This is a genomic window from Zoogloea sp. LCSB751 (genome assembly GCF_002028455.1).
In the GTDB taxonomy this organism is placed as follows: Bacteria; Pseudomonadota; Gammaproteobacteria; order Burkholderiales; family Rhodocyclaceae; genus Zoogloea.
In genome coordinates this window covers 16920-30555 of record NZ_MWUM01000012.1, presented here as the reverse complement: position 1 = coordinate 30555, position 13636 = coordinate 16920, and the positions used below count along the sequence as shown (strand labels likewise).

The 13636-nt window shown below is 67.2% G+C and carries 12 protein-coding genes; 5 read left to right on the top strand and 7 right to left on the bottom strand.

Going from position 1 to position 13636, the window contains the following annotated elements; genetic code table 11:
- Positions 1-90 precede the first annotated feature (90 nt).
- The 4 genes from B4920_RS14465 to B4920_RS14450 all read right to left on the bottom strand — a co-directional run bounded on the left by B4920_RS14465 (position 91) and on the right by B4920_RS14450 (position 5412).
- Positions 91-1881: an acyl-CoA dehydrogenase C-terminal domain-containing protein gene (locus tag B4920_RS14465; protein WP_079435409.1), complete on the bottom strand. Its 1791-nt coding sequence runs from the start codon at positions 1879-1881 to the stop codon at positions 91-93.
- A 79-nt stretch (positions 1882-1960) separates the two neighbouring features.
- Positions 1961-2896: an electron transfer flavoprotein subunit alpha/FixB family protein gene (locus B4920_RS14460; protein ID WP_079435408.1), complete on the bottom strand. Its 936-nt coding sequence runs from the start codon at positions 2894-2896 to the stop codon at positions 1961-1963.
- Between the two features lie 103 nt (positions 2897-2999).
- Entirely contained in the window at positions 3000-3749 is a 750-nt protein-coding gene (locus B4920_RS14455) for an electron transfer flavoprotein subunit beta/FixA family protein (protein WP_079435407.1), read from the bottom strand.
- 22 nt (positions 3750-3771) lie between these two features.
- On the bottom strand, positions 3772-5412 hold the full coding sequence (locus tag B4920_RS14450) for an acyl-CoA synthetase (protein ID WP_079435406.1): 1641 nt from the start codon (positions 5410-5412) through the stop codon (positions 3772-3774).
- Between the two features lie 224 nt (positions 5413-5636).
- On the opposite strand from B4920_RS14450, the gene B4920_RS14445 reads away from it, so the two are divergent.
- From B4920_RS14445 to B4920_RS14425, 5 genes are all read left to right on the top strand, one after another.
- Positions 5637-7727 carry a PAS-domain containing protein gene (locus tag B4920_RS14445; RefSeq protein ID WP_079435405.1) on the top strand — a complete coding sequence of 697 codons (2091 nt, stop codon included), beginning with the start codon at positions 5637-5639 and terminating at the stop codon, positions 7725-7727.
- Between the two features lie 16 nt (positions 7728-7743).
- Positions 7744-8463 (top strand): response regulator transcription factor, encoded by a 720-nt coding sequence (locus B4920_RS14440; protein WP_173862669.1) that lies wholly within the window; start codon positions 7744-7746, stop codon positions 8461-8463.
- A 113-nt stretch (positions 8464-8576) separates the two neighbouring features.
- Positions 8577-9047 (top strand): copper chaperone PCu(A)C, encoded by a 471-nt coding sequence (locus B4920_RS14435; protein ID WP_254050950.1) that lies wholly within the window; start codon positions 8577-8579, stop codon positions 9045-9047.
- Between the two features lie 101 nt (positions 9048-9148).
- Complete coding sequence (locus B4920_RS14430) at positions 9149-10612, top strand: permease (protein WP_079435403.1); 1464 nt, start codon at positions 9149-9151, stop codon at positions 10610-10612.
- A 2-nt stretch (positions 10613-10614) separates the two neighbouring features.
- Entirely contained in the window at positions 10615-10857 is a 243-nt protein-coding gene (locus B4920_RS14425) for a thioredoxin family protein (RefSeq protein ID WP_079435402.1), read from the top strand.
- Positions 10858-10881: 24 nt separating this feature from the next.
- Here B4920_RS14425 and B4920_RS14420 read toward each other — a convergent pair whose 3' ends face one another.
- The 3 genes from B4920_RS14420 to B4920_RS14410 all read right to left on the bottom strand — a co-directional run bounded on the left by B4920_RS14420 (position 10882) and on the right by B4920_RS14410 (position 13508).
- Positions 10882-11364: a CZB domain-containing protein gene (locus tag B4920_RS14420; protein ID WP_079435401.1), complete on the bottom strand. Its 483-nt coding sequence runs from the start codon at positions 11362-11364 to the stop codon at positions 10882-10884.
- Positions 11365-11446: 82 nt separating this feature from the next.
- The gene (locus B4920_RS14415) at positions 11447-11821 is read right to left on the bottom strand and encodes a hypothetical protein (protein WP_079435400.1); all 375 of its coding nucleotides are present in this window, start codon (positions 11819-11821) and stop codon (positions 11447-11449) included.
- Positions 11814-13508: an ATP-binding protein gene (locus tag B4920_RS14410; protein ID WP_079435399.1), complete on the bottom strand. Its 1695-nt coding sequence runs from the start codon at positions 13506-13508 to the stop codon at positions 11814-11816. The genes B4920_RS14415 and B4920_RS14410 overlap by 8 nt, the downstream gene beginning before the upstream one ends.
- Positions 13509-13636 lie beyond the last annotated feature (128 nt).

The window sequence follows — 13636 nt, the reverse complement described above, 5'->3', positions numbered from 1 at the left end:
ACTCGCCCTCACGGCATGGTTCTCGGTCCGAGGGCGAATGAATTCGCCCCCACAGGGGAGAGAGGGGGAGGACCAGCCTCCCCGGGGTGCTTAGAAGAGAGCTTCTTCCAGGGCCAGCACCGACTCGGCGCCATTCACGATGGCATCCCGGTAGCTGTTGGCTTCGGGGATCACGTGCTGGGCGAAGTAGGCGGCGGTGGCCAGCTTGGCCTTGTAGAAGTCGCCATCGGCTGCATCCAGACGGGTGGCGGCGATCTGCGCGGAACGGGCCATCAGCCAGCCGCCGACGACGATGCCGGCCAGCTTGAGGAAGGGCACCGAGCCGGCCGCGGCGGCCTGCGGATTGGCGTCGTAGTTGGCGAGCAGCCAGTGGGTGGCTTCGTCCAGTGCGGCGATGCCGGTGCCCAGCGCATCGGCCAGGCCCTTCAGCGTGGCGTTGTCGGAGCCGCGCAGCGCGGAAGCGGTCTCGGCGATTTCGGCGAGCAGTTGCTGCATGCTCTTGCCGCCTTCCTTGGCGGTCTTGCGGCCGATCAGGTCGTTGGCCTGGATCGCGGTGGTGCCTTCGTAGATGGTGATGATGCGGGCGTCGCGCATGTACTGGGCGGCGCCGGTTTCCTCGATGAAGCCCATGCCGCCGTGTACCTGCACGCCGTTCCAGGTGATGCCCTGGGCGTTCTCGGTGCACCAGCCCTTCACCACCGGGGTCAGCAGTTCCAGGCGGCGCTGGTTGGCGGCGCGCACGTCGGCGTCCGGGTGGCTCTTGGCGCGGTCCATGCTGCCGGCCACGTAGTAGGCGAGGGCGCGGCCCGCTTCGGTGCGGGACTTCATGTCCATCAGCATGCGGCGCACGTCCGGGTGGTGCAGGATCGGCTTCTTCTCGCCGGACTTGTCGCCGATGATCTTGCCCTGGATACGCTCGCGGGCGTAGGCCAGCGCGTGCTGGTAGCTGCGCTCGGAGACGCCGACGCCTTCGAGGCCGACGTTCAGGCGGGCGTGGTTCATCATCGTGAACATGTACTCGAGGCCGCGGTTCGGCTCGCCGACCAGGTAGCCGATGGCGCCGCCCTTGTCACCGAAGGACATGACGGCCGTGGCGCTGCCGTGGATGCCCATCTTGTGCTCGATGGAGGCGCAGATCAGGTCGTTGCGCTCGCCGAGGCTGCCGTCCGCATTGACGAGAAACTTCGGCGCGATGAACAGGGAGATGCCCTTCACGCCCGGAGGGGCGTCCGGCAGGCGGGCCAGCACGAGGTGGACGATGTTCTCGGCCATGTCGTGCTCACCCCAGGTGATGAAGATCTTGGTGCCGGTGATGGCGTAGCTGCCGTCGGCGCGGGGTTCGGCCTTGGTGCGGATGGCGGCGAGGTCGGAGCCGGCTTGCGGCTCGGTGAGGTTCATCGTGCCGGTCCACTTGCCGGACACCATGTTGGGCAGGTAGGTCGCCTTCAGCTCTTCGGAGCCGTGGTGGGCGATGGCTTCCACCGCGCCCAGCGTGAGCATCTGGCACAGGGAGAAGGAGATGCTGGCGGACTTCCACATTTCCAGCACGGCGGTGGATACGGTCACCGGCAGGCCCTGGCCGCCGAACTCGGTGGAGGCGGGCATGCCGTTCCAGCCGGTTTCACAGAAGGACGCATAGGCCTCCTTGAAGCCGTCGGCGGTGGTTACCACGCCGTTGTTCCACTTGTTGCCCTGCTTGTCGCCCACGCGGTTGAGCGGGTCGACGACTTCGGTGGCGAATTTGCCGGCTTCTTCGAGGATGGCCTCGACCAGGTCGGTGGACACGTCCTCATTGCCGGGCAGGCCGACGATTTCCTGCAGGCCGGCCAGCTCGTTCATGGCGAACAGCATGTCCTTCACGGGGGCGACGTAATTGCTCATGGTGTTTCCTTGCGAATTCGGTAAATGGGTGTTCTGCCGTGGGCGGCGGCTTCACGCGCGGCCCACGGGGAGAGCGTGCTCAGAGGGCGGACGCCAGTTGCGGCACGGCTTCGAAGAGGTCGGCGACGAGGCCGTAGTCGGCCACCTGGAAGATCGGCGCTTCCGGATCCTTGTTGATCGCCACGATCACCTTGGAGTCCTTCATGCCGGCCAGGTGCTGGATGGCGCCGGAGATGCCGACGGCCAGGTAGAGCTGCGGGGCGACGATCTTGCCGGTCTGGCCGACCTGGTAGTCGTTGGGCACGAAGCCGGCATCGACAGCCGCGCGGGACGCGCCGAGGGCGGCACCGAGCTTGTCAGCCAGGGGCTCCAGCACGGCGCGGTAGTTGTCGCCGTTGCCGAGGCCGCGGCCGCCGGACACGATGATCTTGGCGGCACCGAGTTCCGGGCGGGCGGACACGGTCAGCTCGCGGCCGACCAGCTTGGACAGGCCCAGGTCGGCGCCGGCAGCGATGGCTTCCACCGCGGCGGAGCCGCCTTCGGCGGCGGCGTCGAAGGCGGTGGTACGCACGGTGATGACCTTGATCGGGTCGGCGGACTTGACGGTAGCCAGTGCATTGCCGGCGTAGATCGGGCGCACGAAGGTGTCGGCGGACTCGATGGCGATGATGTCGGAAATCTGTGCCACGTCGAGCAGCGCGGCGACGCGCGGCAGCACGTTCTTGCCGAAGGTGGTGGCGGGGGCCAGCACGTGGCTGTAGCCGCCGCTCTTGACCACATCAACCAGCAGCGCGGCGAGGTTCTCGGCGCTCTGTTCGGCGTAGGCGGCGCCGTCGGCAACCTTGACCTTGGCGACGCCGGCCAGCTTGGCGGCGGCTTCGGCGGCGGCGCCGCAGGCGGTACCGGCAACCAGTACTTCGACGTCGGCACCGAGCTTGGCGGCGGCGCTGACGGTGTTGAGGGTGGCGGCCTTCAGGCCGGCGTTGTCGTGTTCGGCAATGACGAGAATGGGCATTTTGTCTCCTGACTCGTTTTCTCTGTTCCTGTGGGGGCGAATTCATTCGCCCGTTGTGCGTGGGTCAGCCGCGGAGGGCGAATGGATTCGCCCCCACAGTGGCTCAGATCACCTTCGCTTCGTTCTTGAGCTTCTCGACCAGCTGGGCCACGTCGGCCACCTTGACGCCGGCGCTGCGGGCCGCGGGCTCGACGACCTTCAGCGTGCTCAGGCGCGGCGTCACGTCGACGCCGAGGTCGGCCGGCTTGACGGTGTCGAGCGGCTTCTTCTTGGCCTTCATGATGTTCGGCAGCGTCGCGTAGCGCGGCTCGTTGAGGCGCAGGTCGGTGGTGATCACCGCCGGCAGCGGCAGGGACAGGGTCTCCAGGCCGCCGTCGATCTCGCGGGTGACGCTGACGCGCTCCGGGCCGACCTCGACCTTGGAGGCGAAGGTGGCCTGGGGCCAGCCGAGCAGCGCGGCGAGCATCTGGCCGGTCTGGTTGGAGTCGTCGTCGATGGCCTGCTTGCCGAGGATCACCAGGCGCGGCTGCTCCTTGTCCACCAGGGCCTTGAGCAGCTTGGCGACGGCCAGCGGCTGCAGGTCGACGTCGGATTCGACCAGGATGCCGCGGTCGGCGCCGATGGCCATCGCGGTGCGCAGGGTTTCCTGGCTCTGGGCGACGCCGGCGGACACGGCGACCACTTCGGTGGCCTTGCCGGCTTCCTTCAGGCGCACGGCTTCCTCGATGGCGATTTCATCGAAGGGGTTCATGGCCATCTTGACGTTGGCCAGTTCGACGCCGGACTGGTCGGCCTTGACGCGGATCTTGACGTTGTAATCGACGACGCGCTTGACGGGCACGAGGATCTTCATGGGTTCTTGTCTCCGATTGTGTTTATTCGATCGCCGAGGCCGACTTGGCCTGCTGGCGCAGTACGAACTTCTGGATCTTGCCGGTGGATGTCTTGGGCAGTACGCAGAACTCCACGTACTTGGGCACCTTGTAGCGGGCCAGGTGCTCGCGGCAGTGGGCGACGATGTCTTCCACCGTGACCTTGGCGTCTTCCTTCACCTCGATGTAGGCGGCCGGTACTTCGCCCCACTTCTCGTCGGGCTTGGCGACCACCGCGGCGGTCAGCACCGCCGGGTGGCGGTACAGCACTTCTTCCACTTCCAGCGAGGAGATGTTCTCGCCGCCGGAGATGATCACGTCCTTGGAGCGATCCTTGATCTTTACGTAGCCGTCCGGGTGCAGCACGGCCAGGTCGCCGGTGTGGAACCAGCCGCCGGAGAAGGCCTCCGCGGTCGCCTTCTCGTTCTTCAGGTAACCCTTCATGACCAGGTTGCCGCGGAACATGATCTCGCCCATGGTCTCGCCATCGGCCGGGACCGGCTCCATGGTCTGCGGGTCGAGGACGGTGATGCCTTCCTGCATGTGGTAGCGCACGCCCTGGCGGCCGTTGCGCTCGGCGCGCTGGGCGATCGGCAGCGCGTCCCATTCCGGGTGCTTGGCGCATACAGCGGCCGGGCCGTAGGTCTCGGTCAGGCCATACACGTGGGTGATGTCGAAGCCGATGCGCTCCATACCCTCGATGATCGCGGCCGGGGGCGCGGCGCCGGCGATCAGCGCCGACACCTTGTGCTCGATGCCGGCGCGCAGGCCTTCCGGTGCGTTGATCAGCATGCCGTGCACGATCGGGGCGCCGCAGAAGTGGGTCACCTTGTGGCTGCGGATCAGCTCATAGATCAGCGCCACGTCCACCTTGCGCAGGCACACGTTGACGCCGGCGTTGGCGGCCAGGGTCCAGGCGAAGCACCAGCCGTTGCAGTGGAACAGCGGCAGCGTCCACAGATAGACGGCGTGCTGCGGCATGCCCCAGCTGATGATGTTGGAGGCGGAGTTGAGGTAGGCGCCGCGGTGGTGGAAGACCACGCCCTTCGGGTTGCCGGTGGTGCCGGAGGTGTAGTTGAGGGCGATGGCGTCCCATTCGTCCGGCGGCAGGGACCACTTGAACTCCGGGTCGGCATCGGCGAGGAAGTCCTCGTACTCGATCTCGCCGAGGCGGGTGTCGCCCGGGTATTCCGGGTCGAGGGCGTCGATGATCAGCGGCTTGGGGCCTTCCAGCAGCTCGAGGGCGGGAGCGATGATGGCGGCGAACTCGGGGTCGGTGATCAGCACCTTGGCTTCGCCATGGGCCAGCATGAAGGCGATGGCTTCCGGGTCGAGGCGGGTGTTGAGGGTGTTCAGCACGGCGCCGATCATCGGTACGCCGAAATGGGCCTCGACCATCGCCGGGATGTTGGGCAGCATCACCGCCACCGTGTCGCCGCGGCCGATGCCGCGCTTGGCCAGGGCACTGGCCAAGCGGCGGCAGCGCGAGTAGGTCTCGCTCCAGGTGAAGCGGCGGGCGCCGTGGATCACCGACAGGCGGTTGGGATAGACCTGGGCACTACGCTCGAGATAGGACAAGGGCGACAGCGGCACATAGTTGGCGGCGCATTTGTCCAGCCCTTGTTCGTATGGATTGTTCGACACCTGTTTTTTCTCCTCTTGATTCTTGGCGCCACGACTTGTGATGAGGCGGTGGCTCTGGGGCCTGTCCCTGGCCGGCGACCGTGACGGACTACCGGGGATCGAACAGGAGAGTCGCAAACAAAGTTGTCGGAAGTTTCGTGAAAATGTACTCAATGTTGTCGGCTGTCTCCGTCGCTCGGGACGCTGGCTAAAATCGGATCAGGCAGTACGCAAACAGGACAGCGATGAACGAGCAGGACCGGCCCGAAGACCCCGTCGAGGAACGCCAGCCCAGCGGTGAAGACCCCGCGGACGGCGCGCATCCGTCCTTCGACCGGCGCTACCGGGAGATGCTCGGCGCCGGGCTCGACCTGCTCGATCAGGGCGTCACCGTCTTCGATGCGGAGCTGCGCATGGTGGCGTGGAACGGCGCCTTCCTGCGCCTGCTCGACTTTCCGCCGGAGCTGGCCAGCCCCGGCGTGTCTTTCGAGGTCTTCATCCGCTACAACGCCGAGCGCGGCGACTATGGCCCCGGCGATCCGGATCTGCAGGTCGCCGAGCGGGTGGCGCGGGCGCGCAGCTTCCTGCCCCATGTCACCGAGCGGGTGCGGCCCAACGGCCAGGTCCTGTCGATCCGTGGTTTTCCGCTGCCGCACCAGGGCTTCATCACGGTGTATACCGACGTCACCGAGCAGCGCCACGCGCAGCAGCAGAGCGCCCACCAGCAGGCCGAGCTGGAGGCGCATATCCGCGCCCGCACCGAGGAGCTGACCCGCGCCAACGCCGAGCTGACCAACGCGATCCAGTCCAACAAGGCGATCACCCAGGCCCTGCAGCGCAGCGAGCAGCGCCTGCGCGAGATCACCGACGCAATCCCGGCCGCGATCGCCTATTTCGACCGCAGCGGCACCTACCGCTACGCCAACAAGGGCTACGCGGAGTGGTTCGGCTGGTCGGCGCGGGAGGTGGAGGGCAAGCAGATCCGCGAGGTCACCGGGCAGGAGGTGTACGCGCTCGTCGCCGGCTACCTGGCCCGCGCGCTGGCCGGCGAGCAGGTTTCCTACGAATACACCCTCACTGGCCGCGACGGCATGCCGGCCCGCGCCAGCAGCACGCTGGTGCCGGACATCGGGCCGGACGGCGAGGTGCAGGGCTGTTACGTGCACTCGGTGGATGTCACCGAGCAGCGCCGCACCGAGGCGGCGCTGGGCCAGGCCCAGAAGATGGAAGCCATCGGCCAGCTCACCGGCGGCCTCGCCCACGACTTCAACAACATGCTGACGGTGGTCATCGGCAACCTGGTGGCGCTGAAGGAAAACCACCCCAACGACCCGCTCACCGAGAACTTCGTCGAGCCGGCCATGCAGGCCGCCAACCGCGGCGCCGAGCTGATCCGCCGGCTGCTCGGTTTCGCCCGCCGCCAGCCGCTGGAGCCGCGGCCGGTGGAAGTCAACGAGCTGATCCTCGGCATGTCCAAGCTGATCCGCCGCAGCCTGCCGTCCACCATCGGCGTCAGCACGGCCAGCCGCGAGCCCTGCCTGGTGGCGCTGGTGGATGCCCACCAGCTCGAGAACGCGCTGCTCAACCTGGCCCTCAATGCCCGCGACGCGATGCCCAACGGCGGCGAGCTGCGCATCGAGTCCTCGCTGGAGTCGCTCAGCGTGCATGCCGCCGCCGACCTGGAAGTGCCGCCCGGCGACTACGTGCAGATCGCCGTCAGCGACAACGGCATGGGCATGGACGGCAGCACCCTGGCGCGGGTCTTCGAGCCCTTTTTCACGACCAAGCAGTTCGGCATGGGCAGTGGCCTCGGCATGTCGATGGTGTATGGCTTCGTCAAGCAGTCGGGCGGCGGCGTGCGCATCCGCAGCCGCCAGGCCCGCGGCACCACGGTGGCCCTGCTGCTGCCCAGCATCGCCGAAGCCGACCAGCCGGATGTGTTGCCGGCCGGCTCCGACGTGAATGCCGCCGACCTGGCCGGCAAGCTGGTGCTGCTGGCCGAGGACGATGCGGACGTGCGTACCGTGGTGCGCATGCAGCTCGCCGAACTGGGCTGCGCGGTGGTCGAGGCCGAGAACGGCGCCGAGGCGGCCGACATGGTGGAGAACATTCCGGCCATCGCGCTGGTGATCTCCGACGTGGTGATGCCCGGCACGATGGACGGCCGGGCTCTGGCGCGCTTCGTGCGGCGCTTCCGTCCGGAGCTGCCGATCGTGCTGATGAGCGGCTTCGCCGAGGCCCAGGCCAGCGCCGAGGCCGACCCGGATCTGCCGCTGCTGGCCAAGCCCTTCTCCCGCGACAAGCTGCTGGCGGCCTTGCGTCCGCTCGCCGCATGAGCCAAGCTTTCGGGCTATGGCTCATACCCGTCCCCCAGAACTGATCTACGTGGTCGAGGACGAGGCGGCGATTGCCCGCCTCATTGCCGACACGCTGGAAAAATTCGGCTACCGGGCCGAGTTGTTCCGCACCGCCGAGGCCTTCTTCCATGGCCTGCGCCACAGGGTGCCCGAGCTGGTGATCCTCGACCTGGGTCTGCCCGATATGGACGGCATGGCGGTGCTGCAGCAGCTGCGCGGCAAACACGCCTGCGGCCTGCTGGTGGTGACCGGACGCAGCGATACCTACGACCGGGTGATGGGCCTGGAACTGGGCGCCGACGACTACGTGGTCAAGCCCTTCGAGCCGCGCGAGCTGATCGCCCGGGTGCGCAGCATCCTGCGCCGTTATCCCGGCCAGGTGGTGCTGCCGGCCGACCCCAGCCAGCGGGTTGCCGAGTTCGCCGGGTGGCGCTTCGAGACGGGCAGCAATACCCTCACCAGCCCCGGCGGCCAGCAGGACACCCTCAGCACCGCCGAGGCCCAGTTGCTGTCGGTGCTGCTGGCCCATCCCAACCATATCCTGACCCGCGAACAGCTGCTTGGCGGGCGCGACGTGTCGGCGCTGGACCGCAGCATCGACCTGCGCGTTTCCCGCCTGCGCCGTCGTTTCGAGGAAAACCCGCAGCACGCCAAGCTGATCAAGACCGTCTACGGCGCCGGCTACCTGCTGGCGGCGACGGTGACCTGGTCCTGAACCCGCCGTTGCGGCTGCGACAAATGGTCGCGCCCGCCTCCGCCGAATCCCGCGCAGCCTCCGGGCGCGTTAAGCTCCGGCCCGATTCCAACGAAGGAGTGCTTTCCGTGCACATCATCCACAAGATCGCAGGGCTGGCGCTGGCCGGCCTGTTCATCGGCAACGCGGCGGCCGCGGATCTCGAAGTCAAGGATCCCTGGGTGCGCGGCACGGTGCCGGCCCAGAAGGTCACCGGGGCCTTCATGCAGCTCAGCAGCCAGGGCGGTGTCACCATCGTCGGCGCGGCCAGCCCGGCGGCCGGCGTCGTCGAGATCCACGAGATGGCGATGGACGGCGGTGTGATGAAGATGCGTGCCGTGCCGCGCCTCGACGTAAAGCCCGGCAAACCGGTGGAGCTGAAGCCGGGGAGCTACCACGTGATGCTGATCGACCTGAAGAAGCCCTTGGCCAAGGGCGACGTGGTGCCGCTGATGTTGAAGGTCGAGAGCAAGGACAAGAAGGTCGAATCGGTCGAGGTGAAGGCGGAGGTCCGTGCGCTGACGGCGACGCCGGCGATGAACCACGAGCACATGCACGCCCACTGAGACGGACGGCCATCCGCGTGGACACTGAGCCGCATCAAGGTCATTTTCCGTCACCGGCCTAGACTGAAGGCATCTCCTGTCCGTGCGAAGGGCGGTGCGATGTGGATGTCTTCCTGGAGTGGCTGTTGCCGGTGGTCTTCGGCGGGGTAAGGAATCTGGTGGCCTATCTGGCTGCACACGTGCTGTTGTGCCTGTTGCCGGCCTTCTTCATTGCCGGGGCCATGTCGGCCCTGATTCCAAAGGAAACCATCACCCGCTTTCTCGGGCGCAGTTCCAGCAAGCGGGTGTCCTATCCGGCCGCCGCCGCTGCGGGCTCGCTGCTGGCGGTGTGTTCGTGCACCATCGTGCCGCTGTTTGCCGGCATCCATAAAAAGGGGGCCGGGCTGGGGCCGGCGATCACCTTCCTGTTCTTTGCGCCGGCGGCCAACATTCTGGCCCTGGTGTACACCGGGGGCGTGATCGGCGTCGATCTGGCTGCCGCGCGCTTCATTTTGTCGCTGGTTTTCGGGATCGGCATCGGGCTGATCATGGCCCTGGTGTTCCATGCCGACGACGAGGCCCATGACCGGGCGACGGATACGCTGTTCGGTGCGTCCGGCCAGGCGATGGGGCGCATGCCGCTGTTGTTCCTCGGCGTGTGGGTGATCCTGCTGCTGGCCGGGACGCTCAAGCTGGGCCTGCTGACCGGCGCCCATTGGCACCTCGACCTGCCGCTGGCGGCGGCCCGCGACTGGCAGGCCCGTCTCGATGCCCTGGTGCCCTACGACGCGGCGCGGGGCGAGGAAGGCATCTCCTTGCAGGGCGTGGCGTTGATCGTGCTCCTCGTCGCCATCGGAGTGTGTGCGTGGCGTGGGCTGGAGAACATCCAGGATGGGGTGAGCCGCTGGACGCGGCTGACGCTCGGGCTGACCTGGGCGACGTTGCTGTTCGCCGCCGTGTCGATCCAGCCGGTCGGTGATGGGCTGCGTATCGGGCTGACCGGCAAATTCCTGGGTGTTGCGGCAAGCCTGGCGGTGATCCACCTGATCGCCTGGCGGCGCCTGCAGCGCGAAGCCCTGCAGGACTGGCTGTGGGAATCCTGGCGTTTCGTGAAGCAGATCTTTCCCCTGCTGGTGCTCGGTGTCTTCATCGTCGGAATGATGCGCGTGGTGATCCGTCCGGAATGGATCGAGGCGCTGGCCGGTACCAATTCGGTGACCGGCAATGTGGCCGGGGTGGCTTTTGGGGTGGTGATGTATTTTCCGACGCTCGTCGAGGTGCCGATTGCCCGCATGTTTCTCGACCTTGGCATGCACCGGGGGCCGCTGCTGGCCTATCTGATGTCCGACCCGGAATTGTCCCTGCAGAGCATCCTGATCATTTCCGCCATCATCGGGCGGGTCAAGACGGCGGCCTACGTGGGGTTGGTAGCCCTGTTCAGCGCGGTCGCCGGCCTGACCTACGGGGCCTGGGTGGATGGCATGCCCATGCTGGAAATCGCCCTGTGGCTGGCGCTCTTCATCCTTGCGTTGGCCGCGCTGATCGCCCGGGCGAGCCGTCGTCCGGCATCCCTGAAAGGAGTCTGATCATGTTGAACATCAAGGTGCTCGGTCCAGGCTGTGCCAATTGCCGCAAGCTGGAAGAGGTTGCCCGTGCCGCGGTGGCCGAGGCCGGGGTGGAGGCGGACATCGAGAAGGTCACCGACATGGCGGCGATCCTGGCCTTCGACGTGCTGAAGACGCCGGGCCTGGTGATCAATGGCAAGTTGGTCAGCTCGGGGCGCATCCCGGTGCCGGGAAGCGTGGTGGAGTGGATCCGTGAGGCCCTTTGACGCCGACGTGCGGAGGTTTCGAGGTCACGCCTTGCGCGGGCCTTCCGCCTCTTCGAACAGGCGTGTGATGGTCTGGCGCAGGCGCTGGGACGCGCGCGCGTAGTCGCCGCCGGTGACCATGCGGATCGCCTCGTCGCGTTGGCCGGCGTTGAAGGCCAGCACGGCCTGGCCGGCGTAACGGTGGAATTCGGCGTGGTGGCGGCGCAGTTCGCTGAAGGTGTCGAGGGTGCCGAAACGTTCCTGGCCGCGGCCGTAGAGCCAGCGGCCGAGGGTGCTGCGCTTGTCGAGAAAGACCTGGTCGGCGGCGATGAGGTCCTTCTTGGCGCCGAACAGACGGGCTTCGAGGCGAGCCTTCCAGCGCATATGGGCCTCGATGGCATCGATGGCGTCCAGGTCGATGGGGCGGCTGGTCGCTCCGGGCAGGACCGTCAGCGGCTCTTCTTCCCGTTCATTGTCGTCGGCCGCGGTATCGGTGCGCTCGCGGCGGAACCATTTCTTCCAATCCATCCATCGACCTCGCCTGTGTCTCGTACCGCGGGCCGTCCGGAAGGGACGTGCCGGGTCGCCGAGAGCTTAGTCGATATTCGATTCAGATATCTTCGGCAGATTGCTCCGATTGGGCGGTGGCGAGCACGCCGCTGGTCCGCAGCATGGCCTTGTAGGCCTTCATGACCGGGCGGGAGATCATCGTCTCGGCGAGCAGGCGCTGTTCGTAGATGCGCTCCACCAGCGCGTCGTCCATGCCCTGGCGGGCAAGGGCGATGAGGCGGTGGTCGGTGTCGTCGAGGATGTGGCCGGGGCGGTCCTTCACCACGTCGTAGATGACGGCGATGATCTCCTTCTCCTGCGGGTTCATCTTGCACTTGCCGTCGAGGATCTTGAGCATCACCGTCGTCGTGCAGTCGATGTCGGTGGGCGTCAGCGCCGCCTGCCGCGCCCAGGCCGCCGCGGGATGCTCAGGCATGGGCCACCTCCAGGCCGCGGAAGGTGGCGCAGCGGGTGAAGGCGGCCAGGTCCGGCGGACAGGCTTTCTGCTTGCAATACTTGGCGGTCAGCTTGGCGAGGCCCTTGATGTCGCGCCCGCTGGCATCGGGGAACAGCGCCGCCAGACGCTCGATCAGCGCCGCGTCGAGGACCAGCCCGAACTGCTCGGCCATCACCTGCCAGATGCGCTGGCGCGCCGCGGCGTCGGGCGAGGCGTACTTGATGAGGGCGATGCAGCGCGACACGATGGCTTCGTCGATGTCGTCGATGCGGTTGGTGGTGAGGAACAGCAGGCCGTTGAAGTATTCGAGCACGCGCAGGAACACGCCGACCACCGCGTTCATCGTGATGTTGTCGTCGCGCCGCTTGATGTACACGTCGGCCTCGTCGATGAGCATCACCGCGCCCCAGCGCTGGGCGCGGGTGAGCACTTCCTTCAGCGTGGTTTCCATCGCCGCCACGTTGAGGCCGAGCTGGCCGGAGTGCACCCGGTACAGCGGCCGCCGGATGATCTCGGAATACACCTCGGCAGTGAGGGTCTTGCCGACCCCCGGTGGGCCGGCGCACAGCACCGTGGTGCCGCCGGACTTGCCGGCCACGATGTCGTCCATCAGCAGGTCCATCTCGGCGGTGAGGATGTCGATCAGGTCGGTCTGCTCGGCGGGCAGGATCAGCTTCTGCTTGAGGGCCGGCTTGTACTCGTAGGGGTGGATGTCGCCGACGTGCACCCACAGGTAGTGGTGCAGGTCGAGGTGGAACATCAGGATGAAGAAGTGCACCGGCAGGCTGGTGAACAAGCCCTTGGGCATTGCGTCGCGGGACGCCTCGACCGCGTCGTCGGCCTTGTAGCGCAGGCTCTTGGCGGCGCGGCGCAGGTAGGGGCCGAGGATGTCGCCCGGGGCGTCGAGGGTCAGCACGCGGTCGGACAGGATGCCTTCGTCGTTCACCAGGCGCGCTTCGCCGCCGCTGGAGGACAGGATCACCACGTCCTTGCGCGACCAGTCGGTGTCCCGGTGGCTGGCGGTTGGGTTCTCGGCGTAGAGGGCGGTGCCGCGGCCGGAGAACTGCTCGCCGTAGCGGGCGCGCCAGTCGAAGTAGCGCTCGGCCATGTCGTCGTAGGCGGCGATCAGCTCCGGCGTTTCCTTCAGGTAACCCTTGGCGGCGAAGATGCCGCCGACCGTGCGGTTGGCGATGTCGCTGGCGACGATGCGGATGCTGCTGGTGACGATCTTGCCGCGGGTGTTGGCCTTCAGTTCGATCAGTACCTTGCCGGTTTCCTCGTTGGAGGCCGGCGTGTAGTCGAGGCGGGTGACCACCCAGGCGGTCGGCTTGCCGGCGCTGGCGGCGCTGAACAGCCAGCCGCGGATGGCGTCGTCGGCCAGGTAGCGGGCGATGGCCGGCACCAGCAGTTCCAGGTCTTCCGATTCGAAGCGCATGCCGTCACCGGCCAGTGCCTTGCGCAGCGTGGAGATCTGCGCGGCGCGGGCGCGCATCTCGGGGCCGGCGCCTTCGAACAGCACTTCGAGGAAATGCAGTTCGTTGTGTTCCATCTGCAGAAAGCTCACTTCGGCGCGGTTGCCGAAGCGCATCTGCTCCAGCAGCCAGGACAGGCGTGGGTGGGCCTGCACCAGGGCTTCGACGAACGGGCGTTCGAGCTGCAACTTCATCGCTGATTCCTCCGCATGGGTCGGAGGCACTCACGCAAGTTTCGCGCCGCCGCGCCAGCGCCCGGCCGGCCCTGCTATTTTAGGCTGCCAGGGGCGGCGGGCGATGTCAGGCGTGTGGGGAAGCCGAC

Bases quoted from the DNA above. Each gene is read 5' to 3' on its own strand.
- B4920_RS14465 (WP_079435409.1), bottom strand. From the start codon at position 1,881: ATGAGCAATTACGTCGCCCCCGTGAAGGACATGCTGTTCGCCATGAAC.
- B4920_RS14460 (WP_079435408.1), bottom strand. From the start codon at position 2,896: ATGCCCATTCTCGTCATTGCCGAACACGACAACGCCGGCCTGAAGGCC.
- B4920_RS14455 (WP_079435407.1), bottom strand. From the start codon at position 3,749: ATGAAGATCCTCGTGCCCGTCAAGCGCGTCGTCGATTACAACGTCAAG.
- B4920_RS14445 (WP_079435405.1), top strand. From the start codon at position 5,637: ATGAACGAGCAGGACCGGCCCGAAGACCCCGTCGAGGAACGCCAGCCC.
- B4920_RS14440 (WP_173862669.1), top strand. From the start codon at position 7,744: ATGGCTCATACCCGTCCCCCAGAACTGATCTACGTGGTCGAGGACGAG.
- B4920_RS14425 (WP_079435402.1), top strand. From the start codon at position 10,615: ATGTTGAACATCAAGGTGCTCGGTCCAGGCTGTGCCAATTGCCGCAAG.
- B4920_RS14420 (WP_079435401.1), bottom strand. From the start codon at position 11,364: ATGGATTGGAAGAAATGGTTCCGCCGCGAGCGCACCGATACCGCGGCC.
- B4920_RS14415 (WP_079435400.1), bottom strand. From the start codon at position 11,821: ATGCCTGAGCATCCCGCGGCGGCCTGGGCGCGGCAGGCGGCGCTGACG.
- B4920_RS14410 (WP_079435399.1), bottom strand. From the start codon at position 13,508: ATGAAGTTGCAGCTCGAACGCCCGTTCGTCGAAGCCCTGGTGCAGGCC.